General features: G+C 64.0%; 19 protein-coding genes. 9 read left to right on the top strand and 10 right to left on the bottom strand.

The window, feature by feature from the left end; all coding sequences use genetic code 11:
* Positions 1-2 precede the first annotated feature (2 nt).
* Positions 3-1,085 (top strand): cell division protein ZipA C-terminal FtsZ-binding domain-containing protein, encoded by a 1,083-nt coding sequence (locus ACFZAI_RS09625; RefSeq protein ID WP_391566696.1) that lies wholly within the window; start codon positions 3-5, stop codon positions 1,083-1,085.
* Entirely contained in the window at positions 1,085-3,187 is a 2,103-nt protein-coding gene (ligA, locus tag ACFZAI_RS09630; RefSeq protein WP_391566697.1) for an NAD-dependent DNA ligase LigA, read from the top strand. Before ACFZAI_RS09625 ends, ligA begins: the two co-directional genes overlap by 1 nt.
* Before the next feature lie 116 nt (positions 3,188-3,303).
* Here ligA and ACFZAI_RS09635 read toward each other — a convergent pair whose 3' ends face one another.
* From ACFZAI_RS09635 to msrB, 4 genes are all read right to left on the bottom strand, one after another.
* Positions 3,304-4,080, bottom strand: a complete 777-nt coding sequence (locus ACFZAI_RS09635; RefSeq protein WP_054424114.1) for a peptidylprolyl isomerase — start codon at positions 4,078-4,080, stop codon at positions 3,304-3,306.
* 17 nt (positions 4,081-4,097) lie between these two features.
* The gene (locus ACFZAI_RS09640; protein WP_054424111.1) at positions 4,098-4,367 is read right to left on the bottom strand and encodes a BolA family transcriptional regulator; all 270 of its coding nucleotides are present in this window, start codon (positions 4,365-4,367) and stop codon (positions 4,098-4,100) included.
* A 72-nt stretch (positions 4,368-4,439) separates the two neighbouring features.
* Positions 4,440-5,015, bottom strand: coding sequence for a septation protein A (locus ACFZAI_RS09645; protein WP_391566698.1), 576 nt, complete (start codon positions 5,013-5,015; stop codon positions 4,440-4,442).
* Positions 5,016-5,414: a peptide-methionine (R)-S-oxide reductase MsrB gene (gene msrB, locus ACFZAI_RS09650; RefSeq protein WP_391566699.1), complete on the bottom strand. Its 399-nt coding sequence runs from the start codon at positions 5,412-5,414 to the stop codon at positions 5,016-5,018.
* A 52-nt stretch (positions 5,415-5,466) separates the two neighbouring features.
* Here msrB and ACFZAI_RS09655 point away from each other — a divergent pair, with 52 nt between their 5' ends.
* From ACFZAI_RS09655 to ACFZAI_RS09685, 7 genes are all read left to right on the top strand, one after another.
* Positions 5,467-6,144 carry an energy-coupling factor ABC transporter ATP-binding protein gene (locus ACFZAI_RS09655; protein ID WP_391566700.1) on the top strand — a complete coding sequence of 226 codons (678 nt, stop codon included), beginning with the start codon at positions 5,467-5,469 and terminating at the stop codon, positions 6,142-6,144.
* Positions 6,141-6,737, top strand: a complete 597-nt coding sequence (locus tag ACFZAI_RS09660) for an energy-coupling factor transporter transmembrane component T family protein (RefSeq protein WP_391566701.1) — start codon at positions 6,141-6,143, stop codon at positions 6,735-6,737. Before ACFZAI_RS09655 ends, ACFZAI_RS09660 begins: the two co-directional genes overlap by 4 nt.
* A 39-nt stretch (positions 6,738-6,776) precedes the next feature.
* Positions 6,777-7,334 (top strand): biotin transporter BioY, encoded by a 558-nt coding sequence (locus ACFZAI_RS09665; protein ID WP_391566702.1) that lies wholly within the window; start codon positions 6,777-6,779, stop codon positions 7,332-7,334.
* Positions 7,335-7,697: 363 nt separating this feature from the next.
* Positions 7,698-8,861, top strand: a complete 1,164-nt coding sequence (locus ACFZAI_RS09670; protein ID WP_391566703.1) for an ABC transporter substrate-binding protein — start codon at positions 7,698-7,700, stop codon at positions 8,859-8,861.
* A 165-nt stretch (positions 8,862-9,026) separates the two neighbouring features.
* Positions 9,027-10,064 (top strand): branched-chain amino acid ABC transporter permease, encoded by a 1,038-nt coding sequence (locus ACFZAI_RS09675; RefSeq protein WP_391566704.1) that lies wholly within the window; start codon positions 9,027-9,029, stop codon positions 10,062-10,064.
* 5 nt (positions 10,065-10,069) lie between these two features.
* Entirely contained in the window at positions 10,070-11,908 is a 1,839-nt protein-coding gene (locus ACFZAI_RS09680; RefSeq protein ID WP_391566705.1) for an ATP-binding cassette domain-containing protein, read from the top strand.
* Positions 11,905-12,666 (top strand): ABC transporter ATP-binding protein, encoded by a 762-nt coding sequence (locus tag ACFZAI_RS09685; RefSeq protein WP_391566706.1) that lies wholly within the window; start codon positions 11,905-11,907, stop codon positions 12,664-12,666. The genes ACFZAI_RS09680 and ACFZAI_RS09685 overlap by 4 nt, the downstream gene beginning before the upstream one ends.
* A gap of 51 nt (positions 12,667-12,717) precedes the next feature.
* On the opposite strand, the gene ACFZAI_RS09690 is transcribed toward ACFZAI_RS09685, so the two are convergent.
* The 6 genes from ACFZAI_RS09690 to ACFZAI_RS09715 form a co-directional block, all read right to left on the bottom strand.
* A complete protein-coding gene (locus ACFZAI_RS09690) occupies positions 12,718-13,116 on the bottom strand; it encodes an ASCH domain-containing protein (protein ID WP_391566707.1) in 399 nt (132 codons plus the stop codon).
* Positions 13,113-15,308: a phosphocholine-specific phospholipase C gene (locus tag ACFZAI_RS09695; protein WP_391566708.1), complete on the bottom strand. Its 2,196-nt coding sequence runs from the start codon at positions 15,306-15,308 to the stop codon at positions 13,113-13,115. The genes ACFZAI_RS09690 and ACFZAI_RS09695 overlap by 4 nt, the downstream gene beginning before the upstream one ends.
* 76 nt (positions 15,309-15,384) lie before the next feature.
* Positions 15,385-16,230, bottom strand: a complete 846-nt coding sequence (locus tag ACFZAI_RS09700; RefSeq protein WP_391566709.1) for a branched-chain amino acid aminotransferase — start codon at positions 16,228-16,230, stop codon at positions 15,385-15,387.
* Between the two features lie 153 nt (positions 16,231-16,383).
* Positions 16,384-17,439 carry an ABC transporter substrate-binding protein gene (locus ACFZAI_RS09705; protein WP_391566710.1) on the bottom strand — a complete coding sequence of 352 codons (1,056 nt, stop codon included), beginning with the start codon at positions 17,437-17,439 and terminating at the stop codon, positions 16,384-16,386.
* A gap of 121 nt (positions 17,440-17,560) precedes the next feature.
* Positions 17,561-18,544 (bottom strand): branched-chain amino acid ABC transporter permease, encoded by a 984-nt coding sequence (locus ACFZAI_RS09710; RefSeq protein ID WP_391566711.1) that lies wholly within the window; start codon positions 18,542-18,544, stop codon positions 17,561-17,563.
* Positions 18,541-19,428, bottom strand: coding sequence for a branched-chain amino acid ABC transporter permease (locus ACFZAI_RS09715; protein WP_054424084.1), 888 nt, complete (start codon positions 19,426-19,428; stop codon positions 18,541-18,543). Before ACFZAI_RS09715 ends, ACFZAI_RS09710 begins: the two co-directional genes overlap by 4 nt.
* Positions 19,429-19,455 lie beyond the last annotated feature (27 nt).

Here is a 19,455-nt window from a genome sequence, read left to right on the forward strand (position 1 = left end):
ACATGAGTGATTTGCAGATTGGGCTGATCGCCCTGGGCGTCTTGCTGATACTGCTGGTGCTGGGATTCAACTGGTGGCAGGATCGGCGCGTCCGGCGCAAGATGCAGAGCCATTTCCCCACCTCTGAACAAGATCCGTTGCTGGGTGCTGGCGCAGGGGCTGCGGCCGGCTCGGCGGCAGCGTCCGCCACGGCCACAAGCCGCCGTGAACCCGGCATGGGCGGCGACGCCCCGCGCGCGCCCGGCCAGCCCGCCCCGGTTGATCCGGGCAGCGATGCCGACGACGCCGAAGAACCCGATCCCGCTTGCGAAGTGGTCATCGAAATCAATTTCGCGGAACCCGTGCGCGGCGCGGATCTGTTGCCCTACATGCAGAGCCTGCGTCACGTGGGCCGCAAGCCCATGCGCGTGTTCGCCGAAACCGACCAGCGCCGCCATCGTGCGCGCGTGCATGCCGGCGAGTCCTACGCGTCCATGCAACTGGCCGTGTTGCTCGCCAACCGCAGCGGCCCGCTGACCGCCATCGAATGGTCGCAAGCCTGGGCGCGTGCCCAGGATATGGCCGAACGTTTCGACGCCACCATCGAAGGCCCGGACCAGCAAGCCGTGCTGGAGCAGGGCGCTCGCCTGGACGACACCTGCGCCGCACTGGACACCCAGGTTGGCCTGACCTTATTGCTGGGCGCAGCCCAGCCCGCCGCCGAAGTGCTGGCCGTTGCGCGCGATTCCGGCTTCGTGTCGGATGGCAACCGCCTGGCCTGGCCTGCTGAAAATGGCGTCACCCGCTTCACCCTGGCGCGCGCCGATGGCGCCGCGTTCGACGCGGGCATGGGCGGCATTGAACGCCTGTACCTGCTGCTGGATGTGCCGTGCGCACCCGCCGATACCCGCGCCTTTGGCCGCATGGTTGATGTGGGCCGCGACCTGGCCTCGCGCCTGCGTGCCGAACTGGTTGATGACCAGGGCAAGCCGCTGGCGGACGGGTCGGAAACGGTGATCGACGAACGGCTGCAAGTGCTGTTCGAACAGCTTGAGCAAGCGGGCCTGCCCGCCGGAAGCGAGCGTGCTCAACGGGTGTTTGCTTAATGAGCAGCAAGTCCGAAGGGGAAAATGCGGCCCAAACCGCAGCGCGCCTGCGCGCCGAACTTGAGCAGCACAACGTCCGCTATTACGTCTACGACGAGCCGTCGATCTCGGATGCCGAGTACGACGGCCTGATGCGCCAGCTTGAAGCCCTTGAGGCCGAGCACCCTGAACTGGTTACGCCCGAATCCCCCACGCAACGCGTGGGCGCGGCGCCGGTATCCGCCTTCGGCAGCGTGCGTCACGCCGTGCCGATGCTGTCGCTGAATAACGCGTTCGACGAAGAAGAAGTCGCGGCGTTCGACCGCCGCGTGACGGATACGCTGCGTGGCGCGGGCCTCTTGGGCCCGGCGCAGCAAGCCGATTACTTCTGTGAACTGAAGCTGGACGGGCTGGCGATCAGCCTGCGCTACGAGGATGGCCGTCTGGTGCAAGCCGCAACGCGCGGCGATGGCCAGACAGGCGAAGACGTCACGTCCAACATCCGTACGATCAAGGCGATTCCGCTGCAACTGAAGGGCGCGGCCCCGAAGGTGCTGGAAGTGCGCGGCGAAGTGCTGATGAACCGCGCCGACTTCGAAAAGCTGAACGTGGCCCAAGCCAAGCGCGACGAGAAGGTCTTCGTCAATCCGCGCAACGCCGCGGCTGGCAGCTTGCGCCAGCTTGACCCTCGCATCACCGCCAAGCGGCCCTTGCGATTCTTCGCCTACGGTTGGGGCGAGGTGCAGGGCCTGCCTGGCACGCAAAGCGGTCTCTTCGACGAAGCTTCGGCAGGCGCGGGGCAAGCCTCGCAATTGCCCGAGAAATCACACGGCGCAATGCTGGCCTGGCTGCATGAGCTGGGCTTGCCGGTCAACCTGATGCATAACCATCGCGCGACGGGCTCCGAAGGCCTGATGGCCTTCTATGCCAAGGTCGGTGCGATGCGTCCGACCTTGCCCTACGACATTGACGGCGTGGTCTACAAAGTGGATTCGCTGCCCGCCCAGAAGGTGTTGGGCTTTGTGGCGCGCGCGCCGCGCTTCGCGCTGGCGCACAAGTTCGCCGCCGAAGAAGCCACGACGACGTTGCTGGATATTGAAGTGCAGGTGGGCCGCACGGGCGCCATTACGCCGGTCGCGAGGCTGAAGCCCGTGTTCGTGGGCGGCGTCACTGTCACCAACGCCACCTTGCACAACGAAGACGAGATCCGCCGCAAGGATGTACGCAAGGGCGATACCGTCATCGTGCGCCGTGCGGGCGACGTAATTCCCGAAGTGCTGGGGCCCGTGCTGGAAAAGCGGCCCGACGACGCGCAGGAATTCGTCATGCCCACGGCCTGCCCGGTCTGCGGCTCGGCCATCGAACGGCTGGAAGATGAAACCATCGCTCGGTGCACCGGCGGCCTGTTCTGCGGCGCGCAGCGCAAGCAGACGCTGTGGCACGCCGCCAGCCGCAAGGCGCTGGACATCGAAGGGCTGGGCGAAAAGCTGGTGGACCAACTGGTCGACAGCGGCCGCGTCAAGACGCTGGCCGACCTGTTCAGCCTGCGTCCGCTGGAACTGGTGGGGCTGGACCGCATGGGCCAGAAATCTGCCGACAACCTGGTGGCGGCCATCGACAAGGCGCGTGCGCCGGGTCTGAACCGTCTGCTCTTCGCGCTGGGCATCCGCCATGTGGGCGAAACCACGGCGCGCGACGTGGCGCGGCATTTCGGCAGCATTGACGCCATCATGGATGCCGACGAAGACGCCTTGTCGTCGGTGCCGGACGTGGGGCCGGTGGTGGCCGCATCCATCCGCCGCTTCTTTGCCGAACAGCACAACCGCGATGTGATCGAGCAGTTGAAGGCGCAAGGCGTGAATCCCGTTGCCGAGGCTGCGCCGCAAGACACGACGCTGGCGGGCAAGACCTTTGTGCTGACCGGCACGCTGCCCAACTGGACGCGCGAAGAGGCGTCGATGCACATCCAGGCCGCGGGCGGCAAAGTCAGCGGCTCGGTGTCCAAGAAAACGGCCTATCTGGTGGCAGGCGCTGAGGCGGGCAGCAAGCTCACCAAGGCGCAGGAACTGGGCGTGACCGTGCTGGACGAAGATGCATTGAAAGAACTGTTGGGGATGTCGTAGCCAAAGCTGCACGCCCCAGGGCGCGCAGCTTTTTGTTTTGAGGCGTTGCCCCCCCGAACCGCACAGGCGAAAAAAAACTGCCCGCATCGGCGGGCAGTTTGGGGTCTGGCGCAGGCTTACTGAATCTTGGCCTTGTCGCGCAGTTGCTTCTGGTAGTCGGCCAGGGTTTGCTGGCGCAGCATTTCTTCCAGTTGCGGACGGACTTGATCCAGCGGCGGGAATTCCACCGGGCGGGTGTCCTCAACCTTGATGATGTGCCAGCCGAATTGGGTTTGGACCGGCTTGTCGACCAGTTCGCCCTTCTTCAGTTGGGTCACAGCTTGCGCGAACGGCTGGACGTAGTTGGTCGGGGGAGCCCAACCCAGATCGCCACCCTTTTCGGCGCTGCCGGGGTCCTTCGAGTTCTTCTTGGCCAGATCGTCGAACTTGTTCTTGTTGCTCTTGATCTGAGCCAGCAGGTCATTGGCCGTCTTCTCGTCTTCGACGAGGATATGACGGACCTTGTATTCCATCTTGCCGGCTTGTTCCTTCTTGATCTTCTCGTATTCCGCCGTGACCTTGGCGTCCGACACCGGGTTCTTGGCCAGGTAGTCGGCCATCAGGGCGCGGACCAGGATGCCTTGGCGGGCCAGTTCGATCTCGGTCTGAACGTCGGCCTGCTTGGCGATGCCGCTGGATTCAGCGGCTTGCACGAAGATTTGGCGGTTGATCATTTCCTGCTTGACCTGTTCGCGCAGTTGCGGCGAATCGGTCGCGCCTTGGCTGACCAGCAGCTTGACGAATTGATCCAAATTCTTTTGCGGAATGGCCTTGCCGTTAACGGTGGCCACGTTCTGCGCGAAAGCAGGCACGGCGATGACGCAGGCCGCAGCCAGCATGACGATGCGTTTCATGAATATCCTTTTACTTTCTATTTGGGAGCCTGGGCATCTAGCGCAAGCGCATGAATCGGATAGGGGATCAAATCTTGCAAATGATGATACACCAGCCTATGGCGCGCCACGGCGGAGAGCCCTGCAAAGCAAGGCGCCACGATGTGCACGCGATAATGGCCGGCGCCGTTTTTACTGCCTTCGTGGCCGGCATGCAAATGCGAGTCGTCCAGAATGTCCAAAGTGAGGGGTTCCAGGGCGGCTAGGCGCTCCCGGATCAGGGCGATGCGATCGGTGGTGTCTGACATGGCGGCAATATGAAAGTTCCGGCGCGCGCAGCGGTTGGCGCGCGCCGAGGGTTTATTAGGCCGTCTGGCGGATCAGGGCTTGGAGGGCGGGGGGCCGGAGCCGGCGTTTTCGTCCGTCTGGATGTGCTTGCCCAGCCACACCGACTGGCCAATCACGAAGACGACCATCAGGCCCATCAGGCCAAATGCCTTGAAGCTCACCCATTGCGATTCGGTGAAGTGGCCGGAAAACGCCACATACAGGTTCAGCGCGCCAGCGACGAGGAAGAAGGCTGCCCACACCAGGTTCAGCTTGTCCCAGGTGGCATCGGGCAACTGGATCTGCTTTTCCATCAGGCGGCGGATCAGGTTGCGGCCAAACAGCAAGCGGGCAAACAACAGCGCGCCGCCAAACAGCCAATACAGCACGGTGGGCTTCCACTTGATGAAGACGTCACTGTGCAGCCAGATCGTGGCGCCGCCAAACACCAGGATCACGGTGAGGTTGATCCAGTGCATGGCTTCGGTGGGGCGGCCCGTGGCCTTCAGCCAGATAATCTGCAACACCGCCGCCGCCATGGCGACGCCCGTGGCGATGAAGATGTCCGTGTACCGATAGGCAATGAAGAACAGGAACAGCGGGAACAGGTCGAACAGAAACTTCTTCATTCAGTCTTCTATGGGTTCAAACGTCATCGACAGGGAATTGATGCAATAGCGCAGCCCGGTGGGTTCCGGGCCGTCGGGGAAGACGTGTCCCAGATGCGAGTCGCAGACGTTGCACAGCACTTCGGTGCGCACCATGCCGTGGCTGACGTCGCGTTCTTCGCGAACCAGTTCCGGGTCCAGCGGCTGGAAGTAGCTGGGCCAGCCGCAGCCGGCGTCGAATTTGGTGTCGGATGCGAAGAGCGCCGTGCCACAGCCTACGCAGCGGTAGATGCCCGGCGTGGTCGTATTCCAGTAACGCCCGGTGAACGCGCGTTCGGTACCCTTTTGACGGGTGACCACGTATTCTTCGGGGGAAAGTTGTGCACGCCATTCGGCGTCGGTTTTGCGTACTTTTTCCATATCAGCTCTTGGAGTCCCGATGCCCGAAATGGTTCGGGCATAATTCCGCCCCATGTTAATCGAGTTTGACCAGGCGGTAGTGGCTACGCCCCAGGCAGAAGTGTTGCGCGGGGTGAGCGTAACCCTGGCCGAACGCCGCATTGGCATCGTCGGCCCCAATGGTGCTGGAAAGAGCACGCTGGCCCGGCTGATCAATGGTCTGGTGCTGCCCTCAGCCGGAAGCGTCCGAGTCAATGGCCTGGATACCCGGCATGATTTGAAAGCCGTGCGCCGCCAAGTCGGATTCGTTTTCCAAAACCCCGAAAATCAGATTGTCTTCCCGATCGTGCGGGAAGATCTGGCGTTTGGCCTGAAAAATCTGGAACGGGACAAGGCGCTGCGAGAAACGCGCATCGATGCCCAATTGGCCACTTTGGGCGTGGGGCATCTGGCCGATCGCACCAGCCACACGCTGTCGGGCGGTGAACGCCAACTGGTGGCGCTGGCGGCCGTGCTGGTCATGGAGCCCGCGTTGATTGTCTTTGACGAACCCACCACACAACTGGACTTACGCAACCGCAACCGCGTGCGCCGCGCCATTGCCGAGCTGCCGCACGATGCCATCGTCGTGAGCCATGATCTGGAACTGCTGGAAGATTTCGACCGTGTGCTGGTCGTGCGTGACGGCGGCATCGCCGCCGACGATGCGCCGGCCGCCGCCCTGCGCTGGTATCGGGAGCACTGCGCATGATGGAGCCGCTATACGTCGCCGGCCGGTCGCCGCTGCACCGGCTGCCGGCGTGGCTGAAGCTGGCCGCGCTGGTCGCGGCCGGGGCGGGGCTGTTCGTGCTGCGCGACCCGCGCTGGCTGGGCCTGGCGTTTGCGCTGGCCGCCATCCTCGTCTGGTCCACGGGCGTTACGGCGCGAGCCGTCTGGCGCCAGGTGCGCGGGCTGCTCTGGGTGCTGCTGGCGGTGGGTCTGTTTACGGGATGGTTTCAAGGCTGGATTGACGCGCTGGCCGTGGTGTTGCGCGTGGGCGCCATGGTGGGCCTGGCGCTGGCCGTCACGCTGGCGACTCGGACGTCTGACCTGATCGACGTCTGTGAACGTGTGCTGAAGCCGCTGGAACGCATTGGCCTGGTGGATGCCGGCAAGGTGGCGCTGGCGCTGGCCCTGGCTTTGCGTTTCGTGCCAGAAATCTGGCGGAATTTTCAGGAAATCCGCGAAGCGCAAGCGGCTCGCGGCCTGGGCGCACACCCCGTCGCCCTGATCGTGCCCCTGATCGTGCTGACGCTCAAGCGCGCCCAGGAAGTGGCCGAAGCCATCGATGCGCGCAGCCCTTGACCGCTGCGTGTTCGGATTGACCCTCTAGAAGGTAAGACCATGAAATCCAATAACACCGTACTGATCGCGCTGTTCGCGGCGTTGATCGTCGTCTTGAGCCTGATGCCGCCGATTCCCCTGCCGGGCATTCCGGTGCCGATCACGCTGCAAACGCTGGGCGCCATGCTGGCTGGCGCGATGCTGGGGCCTCTGCGCGGCGCGCTGGCTTGCCTGCTTTATCTGGTGCTGGCGGCGATCGGCCTGCCGGTGTTGCCGGGCGGCCGGGGCGGATTGGGCGCGTTTCTTGGGCCCACGGGCGGTTTCCTGATTGGCATGGTGGTGGGCGCTTTTGTCACGGGCTGGCTGGCGCGTTTGTTGGCGGGCAGCGCAACGGGCACATGGGCAAAACTGGTGGGCTACGTGCTCGCCTGCATCGTGGGCGGCATCGTCGTGGTCTACGCCTTTGGTGTGCCGTGGCTGGCCTCGGTTACCAAGATGGGCTTGCCCAAGGCGGCCACGGCCGTGGCGGTGTTTCTGCCGGGCGACTTGGTGAAAGCAGTGGTGGCCGCGTGGGTGGCGTCCCGCGTTGAACGCGTCTGGCCGATGCTGGGCCGCTAGGACTAGGCGCCTGGCCGTTGACCGTTATGCGTTATGCGTTAAGCGCTAACCCCTTGCCGGTGGCAGCGGGCGCCATTCGTGCGGTGACAGGACCGTAACGGGCGGCCCCACCCGTTTAGGGCATGCTCCGCACTTCCAAGGGAATCCCCCAACTGACGCGCCAAAAGTTTTTCTAGTACAAGTTCGCCATTAACGAATGCGTTTGCTGAATCAAGGTTTCTGTAGCACATCAGGGATTTACCGGAGTTGCGCGTAGTCATCTGATACTGTTTTAACCCTATAATATTTTTTTCTGTATAACTTTAACTAGGCTCGCTTCGCCTCAATCGAGGCACATAAGAGCCACCACAGGAGACAAAAAATATGCGCAAGCACTTCGGCTTGTCCGCGGCGGCTGCCGCTTTCGCCCTGGCTCTGCCGCTCCTGGCGAGCGCTCAGGTCAAAGTCGGCGTCACGGTGTCCAGCACCGGCCCCGCTGCATCGCTGGGTATTCCCGAACGCAATACCGTGGCGCTGCTGCCCAAGGAAGTGGCCGGCCAGAAGATCGAATGGATCGTCCTGGACGACGCCACCGACACCACGCAAGCCGTCAAGAACTCGCGCAAACTGGCCTCCGACGACAAGGTCGATGTGCTGATCGGCACGTCCGTGACGCCGGGCTCGCTGGCCATGGTCGACGTGGCCGCCGAAGCCAAGGTGCCGATGATCAGCGTGGCCGCCAGCGCCAAGATCGTTGAACCGGTTGACGACAAGCGCCGCTGGGTCTTCAAGACCCCGCAGAACGACGCCCTGATGGCCGGCGCTCTGGCTGACGCCATGTCCAAATCCAAGGTCAAGACGCTGGGCTTCATCGGCTTTGCCGACGCCTATGGCGACGGCTGGCTCGACGTGATGCAAAAGGCCGCCAAGGCCAAGGGCATCGAAATCGTCGCCATCGAAAAATACAGCCGTACCGACACCAGCGTGACGGGCCAGGTGCTCAAGCTGGTCGGCGCAAAGCCGGACGCCATCCTGATCGCTGGCGCGGGCACCCCGTCCGCCTTGCCGCAAAAGGAACTGAAGGCTCGCAACTACGGCGGCACCATCTACCAAACCCACGGCGCCGCCAACAACGACGTGCTGCGCGTGTGCGGCAAGGATTGCGACGGCATGTACCTGCCGGCCGGTCCGCTGCTGGTCGCCGCCCAATTGCCGGATAGCAACCCGGTGAAGAAGTCGGCCCTGGCCTACGTTGAAACCTACGAGAAGGCCAACGGCGCCGGCTCCACCAACACGTTCGGCGGCCACATGTGGGACGCCGGTCAACTGGTTGTGGCAGCATTGCCGGTTGCGCTGAAGACCGGCGCCAAGCCCGGCACGCCGGAATTCCGCGTCGCCATGCGCGACGCGCTGGAAGGCGTGAAGGATCTGGCCGCCTCGCAAGGCGTGTTCAACATGTCGCCCACCGACCACGCTGGCTTTGACGAGCGTTCGCGCGTCATCGTCAAGGTTGAAGGCGGCAAGTGGGTCTACCAGCCCGGCCTGTAATTCCCCAGGATTGCCCGATCCACGGGTGCAGAACGCAAGGCGGCGTCCATTCATGGCGCCAGTCTTGCGGCACCTGAGCAATGCTTCGCACCGGCCTATCCGGCCGGTGTGTCGTATCAGTGTTCCGGGTGGGGTCGGAACACCAAGAATCAATAAGGTTGTTAGATGGATTCCTCTATTGCGCTGATTCTGCTGCAAGACGGTGTCGTCAACGGCGCCATCTATGCTCTTCTGGGCATGGCTCTGGTGCTGGTTTTCGCCGTTACGCGCGTCATTTTCATTCCCCAGGGCGAGTTCGTGGCGTTTGGCGCCCTGACCCTCGCCATGCTCGTGGATGGCAAGGTGCCCGGCACCGCCTATCTGCTGCCGCTGCTGGGCGCGGTCTGCCTGGTGCTTGAGCTGCTGCGCGCCGTGCGCACCCGCAGCTTTGCGGGCGTACCCAAATCACTGATCACCTGTGTCGTTCTGCCGCTGGCCCTGCTGTGGCTGACGAAGAGCTACACCGGTCCCGACAACTCGCTGTGGCTGAACATGCTGCTGACGCTGTTGCTCGTGATCCCGATGGGCCCGATGGTCTATCGCATTGTTTATCAGCCCCTGGCCGAAGCCACCGTGCTGGTGCTGCTGATCGTCTCGGTTGCCGTGCACTTCGCGCTGACGGGTCTGGCGCTGGTGTTCTTTGGCGCGGAAGGCTGGCGCACGCCGGCGTTCGTCAGCGGCCAGGTGGATCTGGGCTTCATGGTCTGGTCCGCGCAAAGCCTGTTCGTGGTGGCAACCTGCGCGCTGCTCATCATTGCGCTGTGGCTGTTCTTCGGCAAGACGCTGTATGGCCGCGCGCTGCGCGCCACCGCCGTGAACCGCCGCGGGGCGCGTCTGGTGGGCATCAGCACCACGATGTCGGGCAGCCTGACGTTCACGCTGGCCACCGCCATTGGCGCCATGTCCGGCATGCTGATCGCACCGATCACCACCGTGTATTACGACACCGGCTTCCTGATCGGCCTGAAGGGCTTTGTGGGCGCCATCATCGGCGGCCTGGCCAGCTACCCCGTGGCGGCCGCCGGCTCGCTGCTGGTGGGCGTGCTGGAATCCTTCTCGTCCTTCTGGGCCAGCGCCTATAAGGAAGTGATCGTCTTTACCTTGATTATCCCGGTTCTGGTCTGGCGTTCGTTCAGCACCCATCACGTGGACGAAGAGGAATAAACGTCATGAACCGCATTCTGCTTGCCGTATTTCTCGTCGTCCTGGCGGGCCTGCCACTGGTGCCGGTCACGCCCGAGTTCTGGGTGACGCAACTTAATTACATCGGTCTGGCCAGCCTGGTTGTGCTGGGTCTGGTGCTGCTGACCGGCGTGGGGGGCTTGACGTCGTTCGGCCAGGCCGCGTTTGTGGGCCTGGGCGCTTACACCACCGCATTCCTGACCACGCAGTACGACGTATCCCCGTGGCTGGCGCTGCCGGCCGGCCTGATCCTGACCGCCGTCGTGGCCTATCTGTTGGGCGCGATTACTTTGCGCCTGTCGGGCCACTATCTGCCGCTGGGCACCATCGCCTGGGGCCTGTCGCTGTATTTCCTGTTCGGCAACATCGACTGGCTGGGCAAGCACGACGGTATCGCCGGCATTGAACCCATCAGCATCTTCGGGATGTCGCTGGCCAACGGCCGCCACATTTATTACCTGATCTGGGTGTTCGTGCTGTTGGCGCTGTGGGCTACCCGCAACTTGCTGAACTCGCGCCCGGGGCGCGCCATCCGCGCGCTGAAAAGCGGCGCGGGCATGGCCGAATCGATGGGCGTGAACACGGCGGCGTACAAGGTCGTGATCTTCGTGTGGGCGGCGTTGCTGGCGTGCATTTCAGGCTGGCTCTACGCGCACATGCAGCGCGCCGTCAGCCCCAGCCCCTTCGGCGTGAACTACGGTATTGAATACCTGTTCATGGCGGTGGTGGGCGGTGCGGGCTATGTCTGGGGCGCGTTGCTCGGTTCCAGCGTCATCCTGGTGCTGAAAGACCAGTTGCAGAACTGGCTGCCCAAGCTGCTGGACACCAACGCCAACTTCGAGATGATCGTCTTCGGCGTGCTGCTGATCCTGATGCTGCAATACGCCCGCAACGGCCTGTGGCCGATTCTGGCGGGCTGGTGGGGCAGCATCACGGGCGCCGACGGTTCGCGCCGCAATCTGGCGCCGCCCGCGCCCGCACCGGCTTTGCCGACGCGCGCACGTCCGCAAGCGGGTCAGGTGGTGCTGGAAGTGGACGCCATCCGCAAAGAGTTCGGCGGTCTGGTTGCCGTCAACGACATCACGTTCAAGGTCAGCTCCGGCGAAATCATGGGCCTGATCGGTCCCAACGGCGCCGGCAAGAGCACAACCTTCAACCTGATCAGCGGCGTGTTGCCCGTTACGCGTGGTCAAGTCACCTTCATGGGCCAACGCATCGACAACCGTTCGGCGCGCGAGATCGCCAAGCTGGGTGTGGGCCGCACGTTCCAACACGTGCAGCTGCTGCCGGGCATGACCGTGCTCGAGAACGTAGCCCTGGGCGCGCACTTGCGCTCGGACGTCGGCGTGCTGGCTGGCGCCTTGCACTCGGACCGCGCCCGCGAAGCACAGTTGCTGCACGAAGCCGCCGAGCAGATCAAGCGCGTGGGCCTGGGTGAATACCTGTACGAACAGGCGGGCAATCTGGCGCTGGGCCAGCAACGCATTCTGGAAATCGCGCGCGCCTTGGCGTCCGACCCGGTGCTGCTGTTGCTGGACGAACCCGCCGCCGGCCTGCGCTACAAAGAAAAGCAAGACCTGGCGCGGGTGCTGGAGCAACTGCGCGCGGAAGGCATGAGCATTCTGCTGGTCGAACACGATATGGATTTTGTGATGCGCCTGACCAACCACCTTGTGGTGATGGATTTCGGCACCAAGCTGGCCGAAGGCGTGCCAGCCGACGTGCAAAAGAACCCTGCGGTGCTGGAAGCCTATCTGGGCGGCATCGACGACGACCTGCCCGAAGCGGATCAGGCCAAGCCCGTGTCGGCAGGAGGTGTGCAATGAGCGCCGCGCAAACACCCGTTCTTGAAGTCAGCAATCTGTCGGCCCGCTACGGCAAGGTGGGCGCGCTGGTCGGCGCCACGCTGACCGTGCCCGCTGGCAGCATCGTGACGGTGATCGGCGCCAACGGCGCCGGCAAATCCACCATGCTGAACGCCATGATGGGTTCCTTGCCCCAGACCGGCCATGCGGCAGGCACTGTGCAGTACGCGGGTACCGATGTGTCCAGCTGGCAGGTCGAGCGCCGCGTGGCGGCGGGCATGTCGCTGGTGCCGGAACGCCGCGAATTGTTCGGCACCATGTCCGTGGAAGACAACCTGCTGCTGGGCGGCTTTCGCCGCTACCGCGCCCGCGAGGCCGGCTGGCGCGACACGCTGAACGAAGTGTTCGACCTGTTCCCGCGCTTGCGCGAACGCCGTGCGCAACAGGCAGGCACGTTGTCGGGCGGTGAACGCCAGATGCTGGCGGTGGGCCGCGCGCTGATGGCCAAGCCCACCTTGCTGATGCTGGATGAACCCAGCCTTGGCTTGGCGCCGCGTATCGTGCGCGAAATCTTCCACATCATCGCGCGCCTGCGCGACACGGGTGTGGCGATTCTGCTGGTCGAACAAAACGCCCGCGCGGCGTTGCAAGTGGCCGACTACGGCTACGTGCTGGAAACGGGCGAGGTCATTCTGCACGGCCCGGCGCGTGAGCTGGCCGGTGACCCGAAAGTCATCGAAAGCTATCTCGGCCTGGGCAAGGGCGCGGACAAGGATTGACGCGACGCGCATCCGTCCTTTCCAAAAAAAAACCGGGCGCTGCCCGGTTTTTTATCGCCCGAAGACTTCCACCACGCGAAAGCGTTCACACACCAGCATCATGTCTGGCGCATAGCCGCCGTTGCGGTCGAAGTAGGCAATGTGCGCATCGCGCCAGACATCAAATGGGCCTTCGCCTTCTGCCAGCGCAAACGCCTCGTCCACCTGGTCAAAGCGCTGGATCAACACGCTGGTGGTTTCGATGACGCAGGCCGGGCGGCCCTGGCCGTCCAGCACCACATCGCGCCGGCCAGCCTGCGGCACGGGTTCGTTGTCGTCGAAATGGGCAAGTGCGCCGCACGTGGCCGTTTTGGCGCCGGCCAGTACCAGCGCCAGCAACTCGTCGGCCAGCGCGGGTGAGTCGCCAAACTGGAAGGTCACGGCATCTTCATAGGGGGCGGGCGGTTTCATGCCAACGGTGTCCATTGCAAGATCAGTTCCTGGCCCATTGCGGGGTCCGAGGTGGAGGGGGCGCCAGTCTCGATGCGGCCCGCAAACCGGCGCGACCAAGCGGGCGCGTCATTATCGCGCACGGTGACGTCGTACCAGCCGTCGGTGCGCGCCATGTCCCAGGACAGGTCAATGGACGCCCCAGGCGCTAACGTCGTGTCGGCCTGCTGCGGGTGTTCATAAGCGTTGGCGGCCACGCGGAACGTGCGAGACTGCGTTCCCGGGTTGTGTATCGACAGCCGCAAGGACGCACCGGGTGTGTCATAGGCGGCGATGGCTTCAAGCGGCGGCGCGGCGTGGGGGGTGATGGCCGTGACATCCGTAGCGGGGCTGACGGGGGGCGTGACCGCAGCGCCCGTGTAATGCCGGTGAAAGCCATTCGGGCCCAGCACCCAAAGGTCGTAGCGGCCGTCGTCCTCTGATGTCAGCCATTGGCCTTCCAGCTGTTTTCCTGCCTCGACCGTATAGCGGCGCGGGCCGCGTTCCAGATGCAGGCGGTCATAAACGTGCAGCACAGCGCCTGCCGCGCCCGCATTCTGAAATTGCAGCGCGACGTGTTCACCATCAACGCGCGCATGCACATGCAGCGCATAGGGCAGCGCGCGCGACGGCCGGGTGCCGGGCGCCTGGCGCGCAAGCCCTGCCTGCACGGGCGCGGGGGGAACGACGGTGCCGGGCAATGCCGACGCCTGCGCCGCACGTTCGGACGTGGCGGGAAACGCGCGCAGCAAGTCCGATGCGTCGGGGTTTGCGAAATCGAAGATCGACGTCAGGTCACCGCATACGGCGCGTCGCCACGGCGAAATGTTTGTCTCGGCCACGCCAAAGCGCTGCTCAACAAAGCGCAACACCGAGGTGTGATCGAACACCTGCGAGTTGACCCAGCCGCCTTTGGTCCACGGCGACAGCACGTACATCGGGACGCGTGGCCCCAGCCCATAGACGCCATGCAGATGGGCTGGCGTGTCATCTTTTTCCACGCCGGTGATGATCTCGTGATATTCGCCCCGTGTGTCCACGGTGGACGCGCCCGCCAGCGCACCCGAGGCGTCGCGCGATGGCGGCGCAGGCGGCGGCATGTGGTCGAAAAAGCCGTCGTTCTCGTCGAACATCAGCAGCAGGACGGTCTTGCTCCAGACCTCGGGGTTGGCCGTCAACGCATCCAGCACGCGCGCGGTGTAGTCGGCGCCTTGCGCGGGGCTGGACGGGCTGGGATGTTCCGAGCCCGCCTTGGTGGCGCAGATCCACGTCACTTGCGGCAGCGCGCCATCCAGCACGTCTTGCCGCAGCATGTCGAGATCGCGTGTCGTCAGCGCCTTGTCTTTCAGCGCCGCGAGCGACCCGGGTGCGCCTTGGTAAGCATCGCGGTATGCCTTGAACCCCGCCGTGGGGTTCAGCGAGTAGTTGTCCGCCATGTTCTGGTAGATGCGCCAGCTGACGCCAGCGGCTTCCAGCCGTTCGGGATAGGTCGTCCACGTGTAGGCGCGGGCGGGGTCACCGCCCTTGAGCTTGTTGTAGACGTTGCCCAGCGCCGGGCCGTTGCCGCGCCCCTCGCCATCGTTGGTGCCGCTCCACACGAACAGCCGGTTCGTGTTGGTGCCGCCGGTGAACGAACAGTGATAGGCGTCGCACACCGTGAAGGCGCGCGCCATCGCGTACTGGAAAGGCATGTCGGCGTCGGTGTAGTACGCCATCGAATGATTCTTCTTGGCGGCAGGCCACTGGCCCATGCGGCCTGCGTCCCAGGCGTCTTGCGCGTTGGACCAGGTATGCGGCGTGCTGGCGACGCGCAAGGTCTCGAAGGCTTCGCGCGTGTCCAGGTGATAGGGCAGCACGCTGCGCGGGGCGCCCTCGTCAGGCTTGTCGTTGTATTGCGCCCAGACGGTGCGATGCCGGTAGTCGGGGCTGTCCGGCACCGGAATCGGAAAGCGGTCGCCGAAGCCTCGTACCCCGGCGAGCCCGCCGAAGTAGTGATCGAACGACCGGTTTTCCTGCATGAAGATCACGATGTGTTCAACATCGCGAATCGTGCCGGTGCGGTGGTTGGCGGGGATGGCGAGCGCCCGCCGGATAGAAGCGGGCAAGAACGCCAGCGCGCTGCCGGCGCCTGCCAGGGATGCGCTTGTGCGCAGGAAATCGCGTCTGCTGTGCATGGCTCTGCCTTCTGGGGCGAAGCCGATAGCGTACGCGTGTTTCCCTTTTTTTTCGCTGACTGCGCCGGCCTTTGTCTTACTTGCGGCCCGTGCTTTCCGCGTAGTCCATGTACAGCTTGTGAGCGCGGCGCGCCATCGGGCCGTATTCCAGCGCGCGGTCTTCCACGCGGTTCACATGGACCACCTTGCCGTAGTTGCCGGACGAGAACACTTCGTCGGCTTCTTCGACGTCGGCGCGGGTCAGGCTGCGCTCTTGCACTTCAATGCCATCGGCCTTCAGCAGCGCCAGCACGCGGCGGCGCGTGATGCCGTTCAGGAACGTGCCGTTATCAACCGGCGTGGACACCACGCCGTTCTTGGCGAGCCACAGATTGCTGGTGGCGAATTCCGCGATGTTGCCCGCGCCGTCCAGCATGATGGCGTTGTCGAAACCCTTTTCGGCGGCTTCGCGGATGGCGCGCTGGCCATTGGGGTACAGGCAGGAGGCCTTGGCGTCGGTGGGCGCCATGTTCGGCCATGAGCGCGCAAAGCTCGAGAAGCAGGCCGAGAAACCTTGTTCGCCCGGCATCGGCACTTTGAACACGTGCAGCACGAACTGCGTCTTGTCGGCATCCGGCAGCAGGAAGCCGTCGGCGCAATAGAACATCGGCTTGATGTAGAGCTCGGTGCCTTCAGGGAATTTGGCCACGGCTTCCAGGCACAGCTTCTGGATCGTTTCCCAATCGATCTGCGGCTTCATCAGCATCTTTTCAGCCGAGCGCACGACGCGCTGGCAGTGCAGGTCCAGGTCAGGCGTCAGGCCGCGGAACGCGCGCGCGCCGTCGAAGACCATGCTGGCCATCCAGAAGGCGTGGTCGGCGGGGCCGAGCAGTTTGGGGTTTTCGGTGGTCCAGTGACCGTTGTGCCAATACAGGGCGTCCATGCTTATCTTCCTTCACTTGTGTAGGGTGACGCAGCCGGGGCAAGGCCTGGGCATTACCAGGGCATGACCAGGGCATGACCGGGGCGGCGCCGAAACGTCAGGATACATGAGGCGGCGGGCAAGGTTGGCGCGCCATCGCACGTCATTCGTGCGTCATTCACGGGCCAATGCGGCCTGCACGCGATCAGCGGCATCAGCCGGCATCCATTGCCGCCAGACGGGGCCGTACTGCTTCAGGAAGTAGCGTGCGGCGTCTTCGGGTTCCTTGCCTTCCGTTTCGAGCCAGCCCAAGGTGGCGTTGATGGCGTCATCCGGCACGGTCAGCTTGCTAAGGAATTCCGCGATCTTGGGCGCGTCCTTCGCAAACGCCGCGTTTACGCCGGTCACGACCGGATTGGGCTTGAACTCTGTGGCGACGGGATTGGCGCATTTGGGGTCGGTCATGCAGGTGTATGCCGTCTGGTCGAAGGCGGGCAGTTCCAGCTTCACCAGGTCTAGCGCACCGACCAGCGACGTGGGCGTCCAGTAATAAAAGACGATATCGCGCTTGCGCTTGTAGGCCGACACGATGGCCGCTTTCTGCGCCGCGCCCGAGCCCGGGGCGAAAAGCGAATAGTCTTTATCCAGCTTCAGCGCGCGCAGCAGATTGTCGTTCAAGGTGCCGCAGGCCCAGCCGGCGGGGCAGCCGTAGATGCGGCCGCGTCCCGGTTCTTCGGGGTCGGCGAACACGTCTTTCATGCGCGCAAGGTCGGACGCGGCTTTCAGTTCAGGATGGCGTTCAACGGTGTAGCGCGGCACGTACCAGCCTTCGCCCGCGTCATACACATGGCCCACGCCCAGCACCTTGCCGCTGGCCAGGGCCTTCTTCCAGGCGCCTTCGATCTGGCCGGGCCAGACTTCGGGCGTGACGTCCACATCGCCGCGTTGCAGTGCGGCCAGCATCGGCAGCGTTTCGCCGATTTCAACCGAGGTCTTGCAGCCGTAGCCGTGTTCCAGCACATAGCGTTCGATGCCCGCCAACACCAGGTTGGACTCCCAGTTCAGCCCGCTGAAGCGGACGGGGCGGTTGACTTCACACGTGGGGGTTGCTGTCTTGGCCGCGGCAGGCGTTGCCGAAGGATCGGCGGCATGGGCCGCGGCAGACGCAAGCAGCGCCGCGGCCAGGGCCACAGCGGCAGAGACGGGGGCGAGCGGATGCGGGTTGCGCATGGTCAGGCACCTGTTGGGTTGGGTGCGTTTTATTGTACGGGCGCTTGTGGCGGCTCTAATGCAAACGGGGCCGCATGATGCGGCCCCGTCCGGGTGACAAGCAGGGTCAGGCGTAAGCCGGTCAGGCGCGGGCGGCGCGCCGGCGGTCGATGAACGCGCCGACTTCGCCCACGATGCCGCGCCGGAAGGCCAGCACGCAGATGACGAAGATCAGGCCGATCACGATGGTGACCGATTCGCCCAGGCGCAGGAACCATTCCACGCCGGTCAGGCTGGCCATCATCTGGCCGAAGTCGCCCACCTTGTTCTCAAGCAGCACCACGATGAAGGCGCCCAGGATGGGGCCGGTCAACGTGCCCAGCCCGCCGATCAGCGTCATCAGGATCACAAGCCCGGACATCTGCCAGGTGGCGTCCGACAAGGTGGCCGACACGAACACCAGCGTCTTGGTGGCGCCGGCCAGCCCGGCCAGCGCGGCTGACAGCACGAAGGCCAGCAGCTTGAAGCGGTCGACGTCATAGCCCAGCGAGACCGCACGCGGCTCGTTTTCGCGCAGCGCTTGCAGCACTTGTCCGAACGGCGAATTCACCGTGCGCCAGATGATGAAGTAGCCCAGGACGAAAATGGCCATCACCACGTAGTACAGGTTGATGTCCTTGGACAAATCCAGCATCCCCAGCAAGGTGCCGCGCGGCACGCTTTGCAGGCCGTCTTCGCCACCGGTGAACTTGGCTTGCAGGAAGAAGAAGAACACCATCTGCGCCAGCGCCAGCGTGATCATCGCGAAGTAGATGCCGCTGCGGCGAATGGCGATGGCGCCCATCGCCAAGCCCAGCAGCGCCGCCACGCCCACGCCGAACAGCAGGCCGATCTCGGTGGGAAAGCCCCACACCTTCATCGCGTGCCCGGCCGCGTAGGCCGCGCTGCCCAGGAAGGCGGCGTGCCCGAACGACAAGAGCCCGGTAAAGCCCAAGAGCAGGTTGAACGCGCACGCAAAGAGCGCGTAGCACATGATCTTCATGGCGAAGATCGGGTACACCCCCAGGAAGGGGAGAGCGGCCACCACGACGGCCAGTACCGCATAGCCCAGGAATTGACGATTCATTTTTCTTTTCCGAACAGCCCGGCCGGGCGGATCAACAGAACGATGGCCATGATGATGAACACCACGGTGCTGGACGCTTCGGGCCAGAACACCTTGGTCAGTCCTTCAATCACGCCCAGCCCCAACCCGGTCACGATGGCGCCCATGATGGACCCCATGCCCCCGATCACGACCACGGCGAACACGACGATGATCAGGTTGGACCCCATCAGCGGCGAAATCTGCAAGACGGGCGCGGCCAGCACGCCGGCAAAGCCCGCCAGCGCCACGCCGAAGCCGTAGGTCAGCGTAATCATGCGCGGCACGTTCACACCAAAGGCTTCCACCAGGCGCGGGTTCTCGGTGCCAGCGCGCAGCAGGGCGCCCAGGCGAGTGCGTTCAATGACGAACCAGGTCGCCAGGCAGACCACCACCGACGCCGCCACGACCCAGCCGCGATAGTTCGGCAGAATCATGAAGCCCAGGTTGGTTGCGCCACGCAGCGCTTCGGGGGTCGGGTAAGGTTGCCCCGATACGCCGTAGAAGCTGCGGAACAGGCCTTCGATCAGCAAGGTCAGGCCAAAGGTCAGCAGCAGCCCGTAAAGGTGATCAAGCTTGTACAGATGCTTGAGCAATAGTTTTTCGATCAGTATGCCGAACAGCCCCACGACCAGCGGCGCCAGGATCAGCATGATCCAGTAGTTCAACCCCAGGTACGACAGCCCCATCCAGGCGATGAACGCGCCCAGCATGTAGAGCGCGCCGTGCGCGAAGTTGATGACGTTCAGCAGCCCGAAGATCACGGCAAGCCCGAGCGACAACATGGCATAGAAGGAACCGTTGACCAGGCCCAGTAATAGCTGGCCGAACAAGGCCTGTATAGGGATGCCGAAAAGGTCAGTCATCTTGTGAAAATCCTGCGCGTACGGATG

This window comes from Achromobacter sp. NPDC008082 (genome assembly GCF_042957345.1).
Lineage (GTDB): Bacteria > Pseudomonadota > Gammaproteobacteria > Burkholderiales > Burkholderiaceae_B > Achromobacter > Achromobacter kerstersii_A.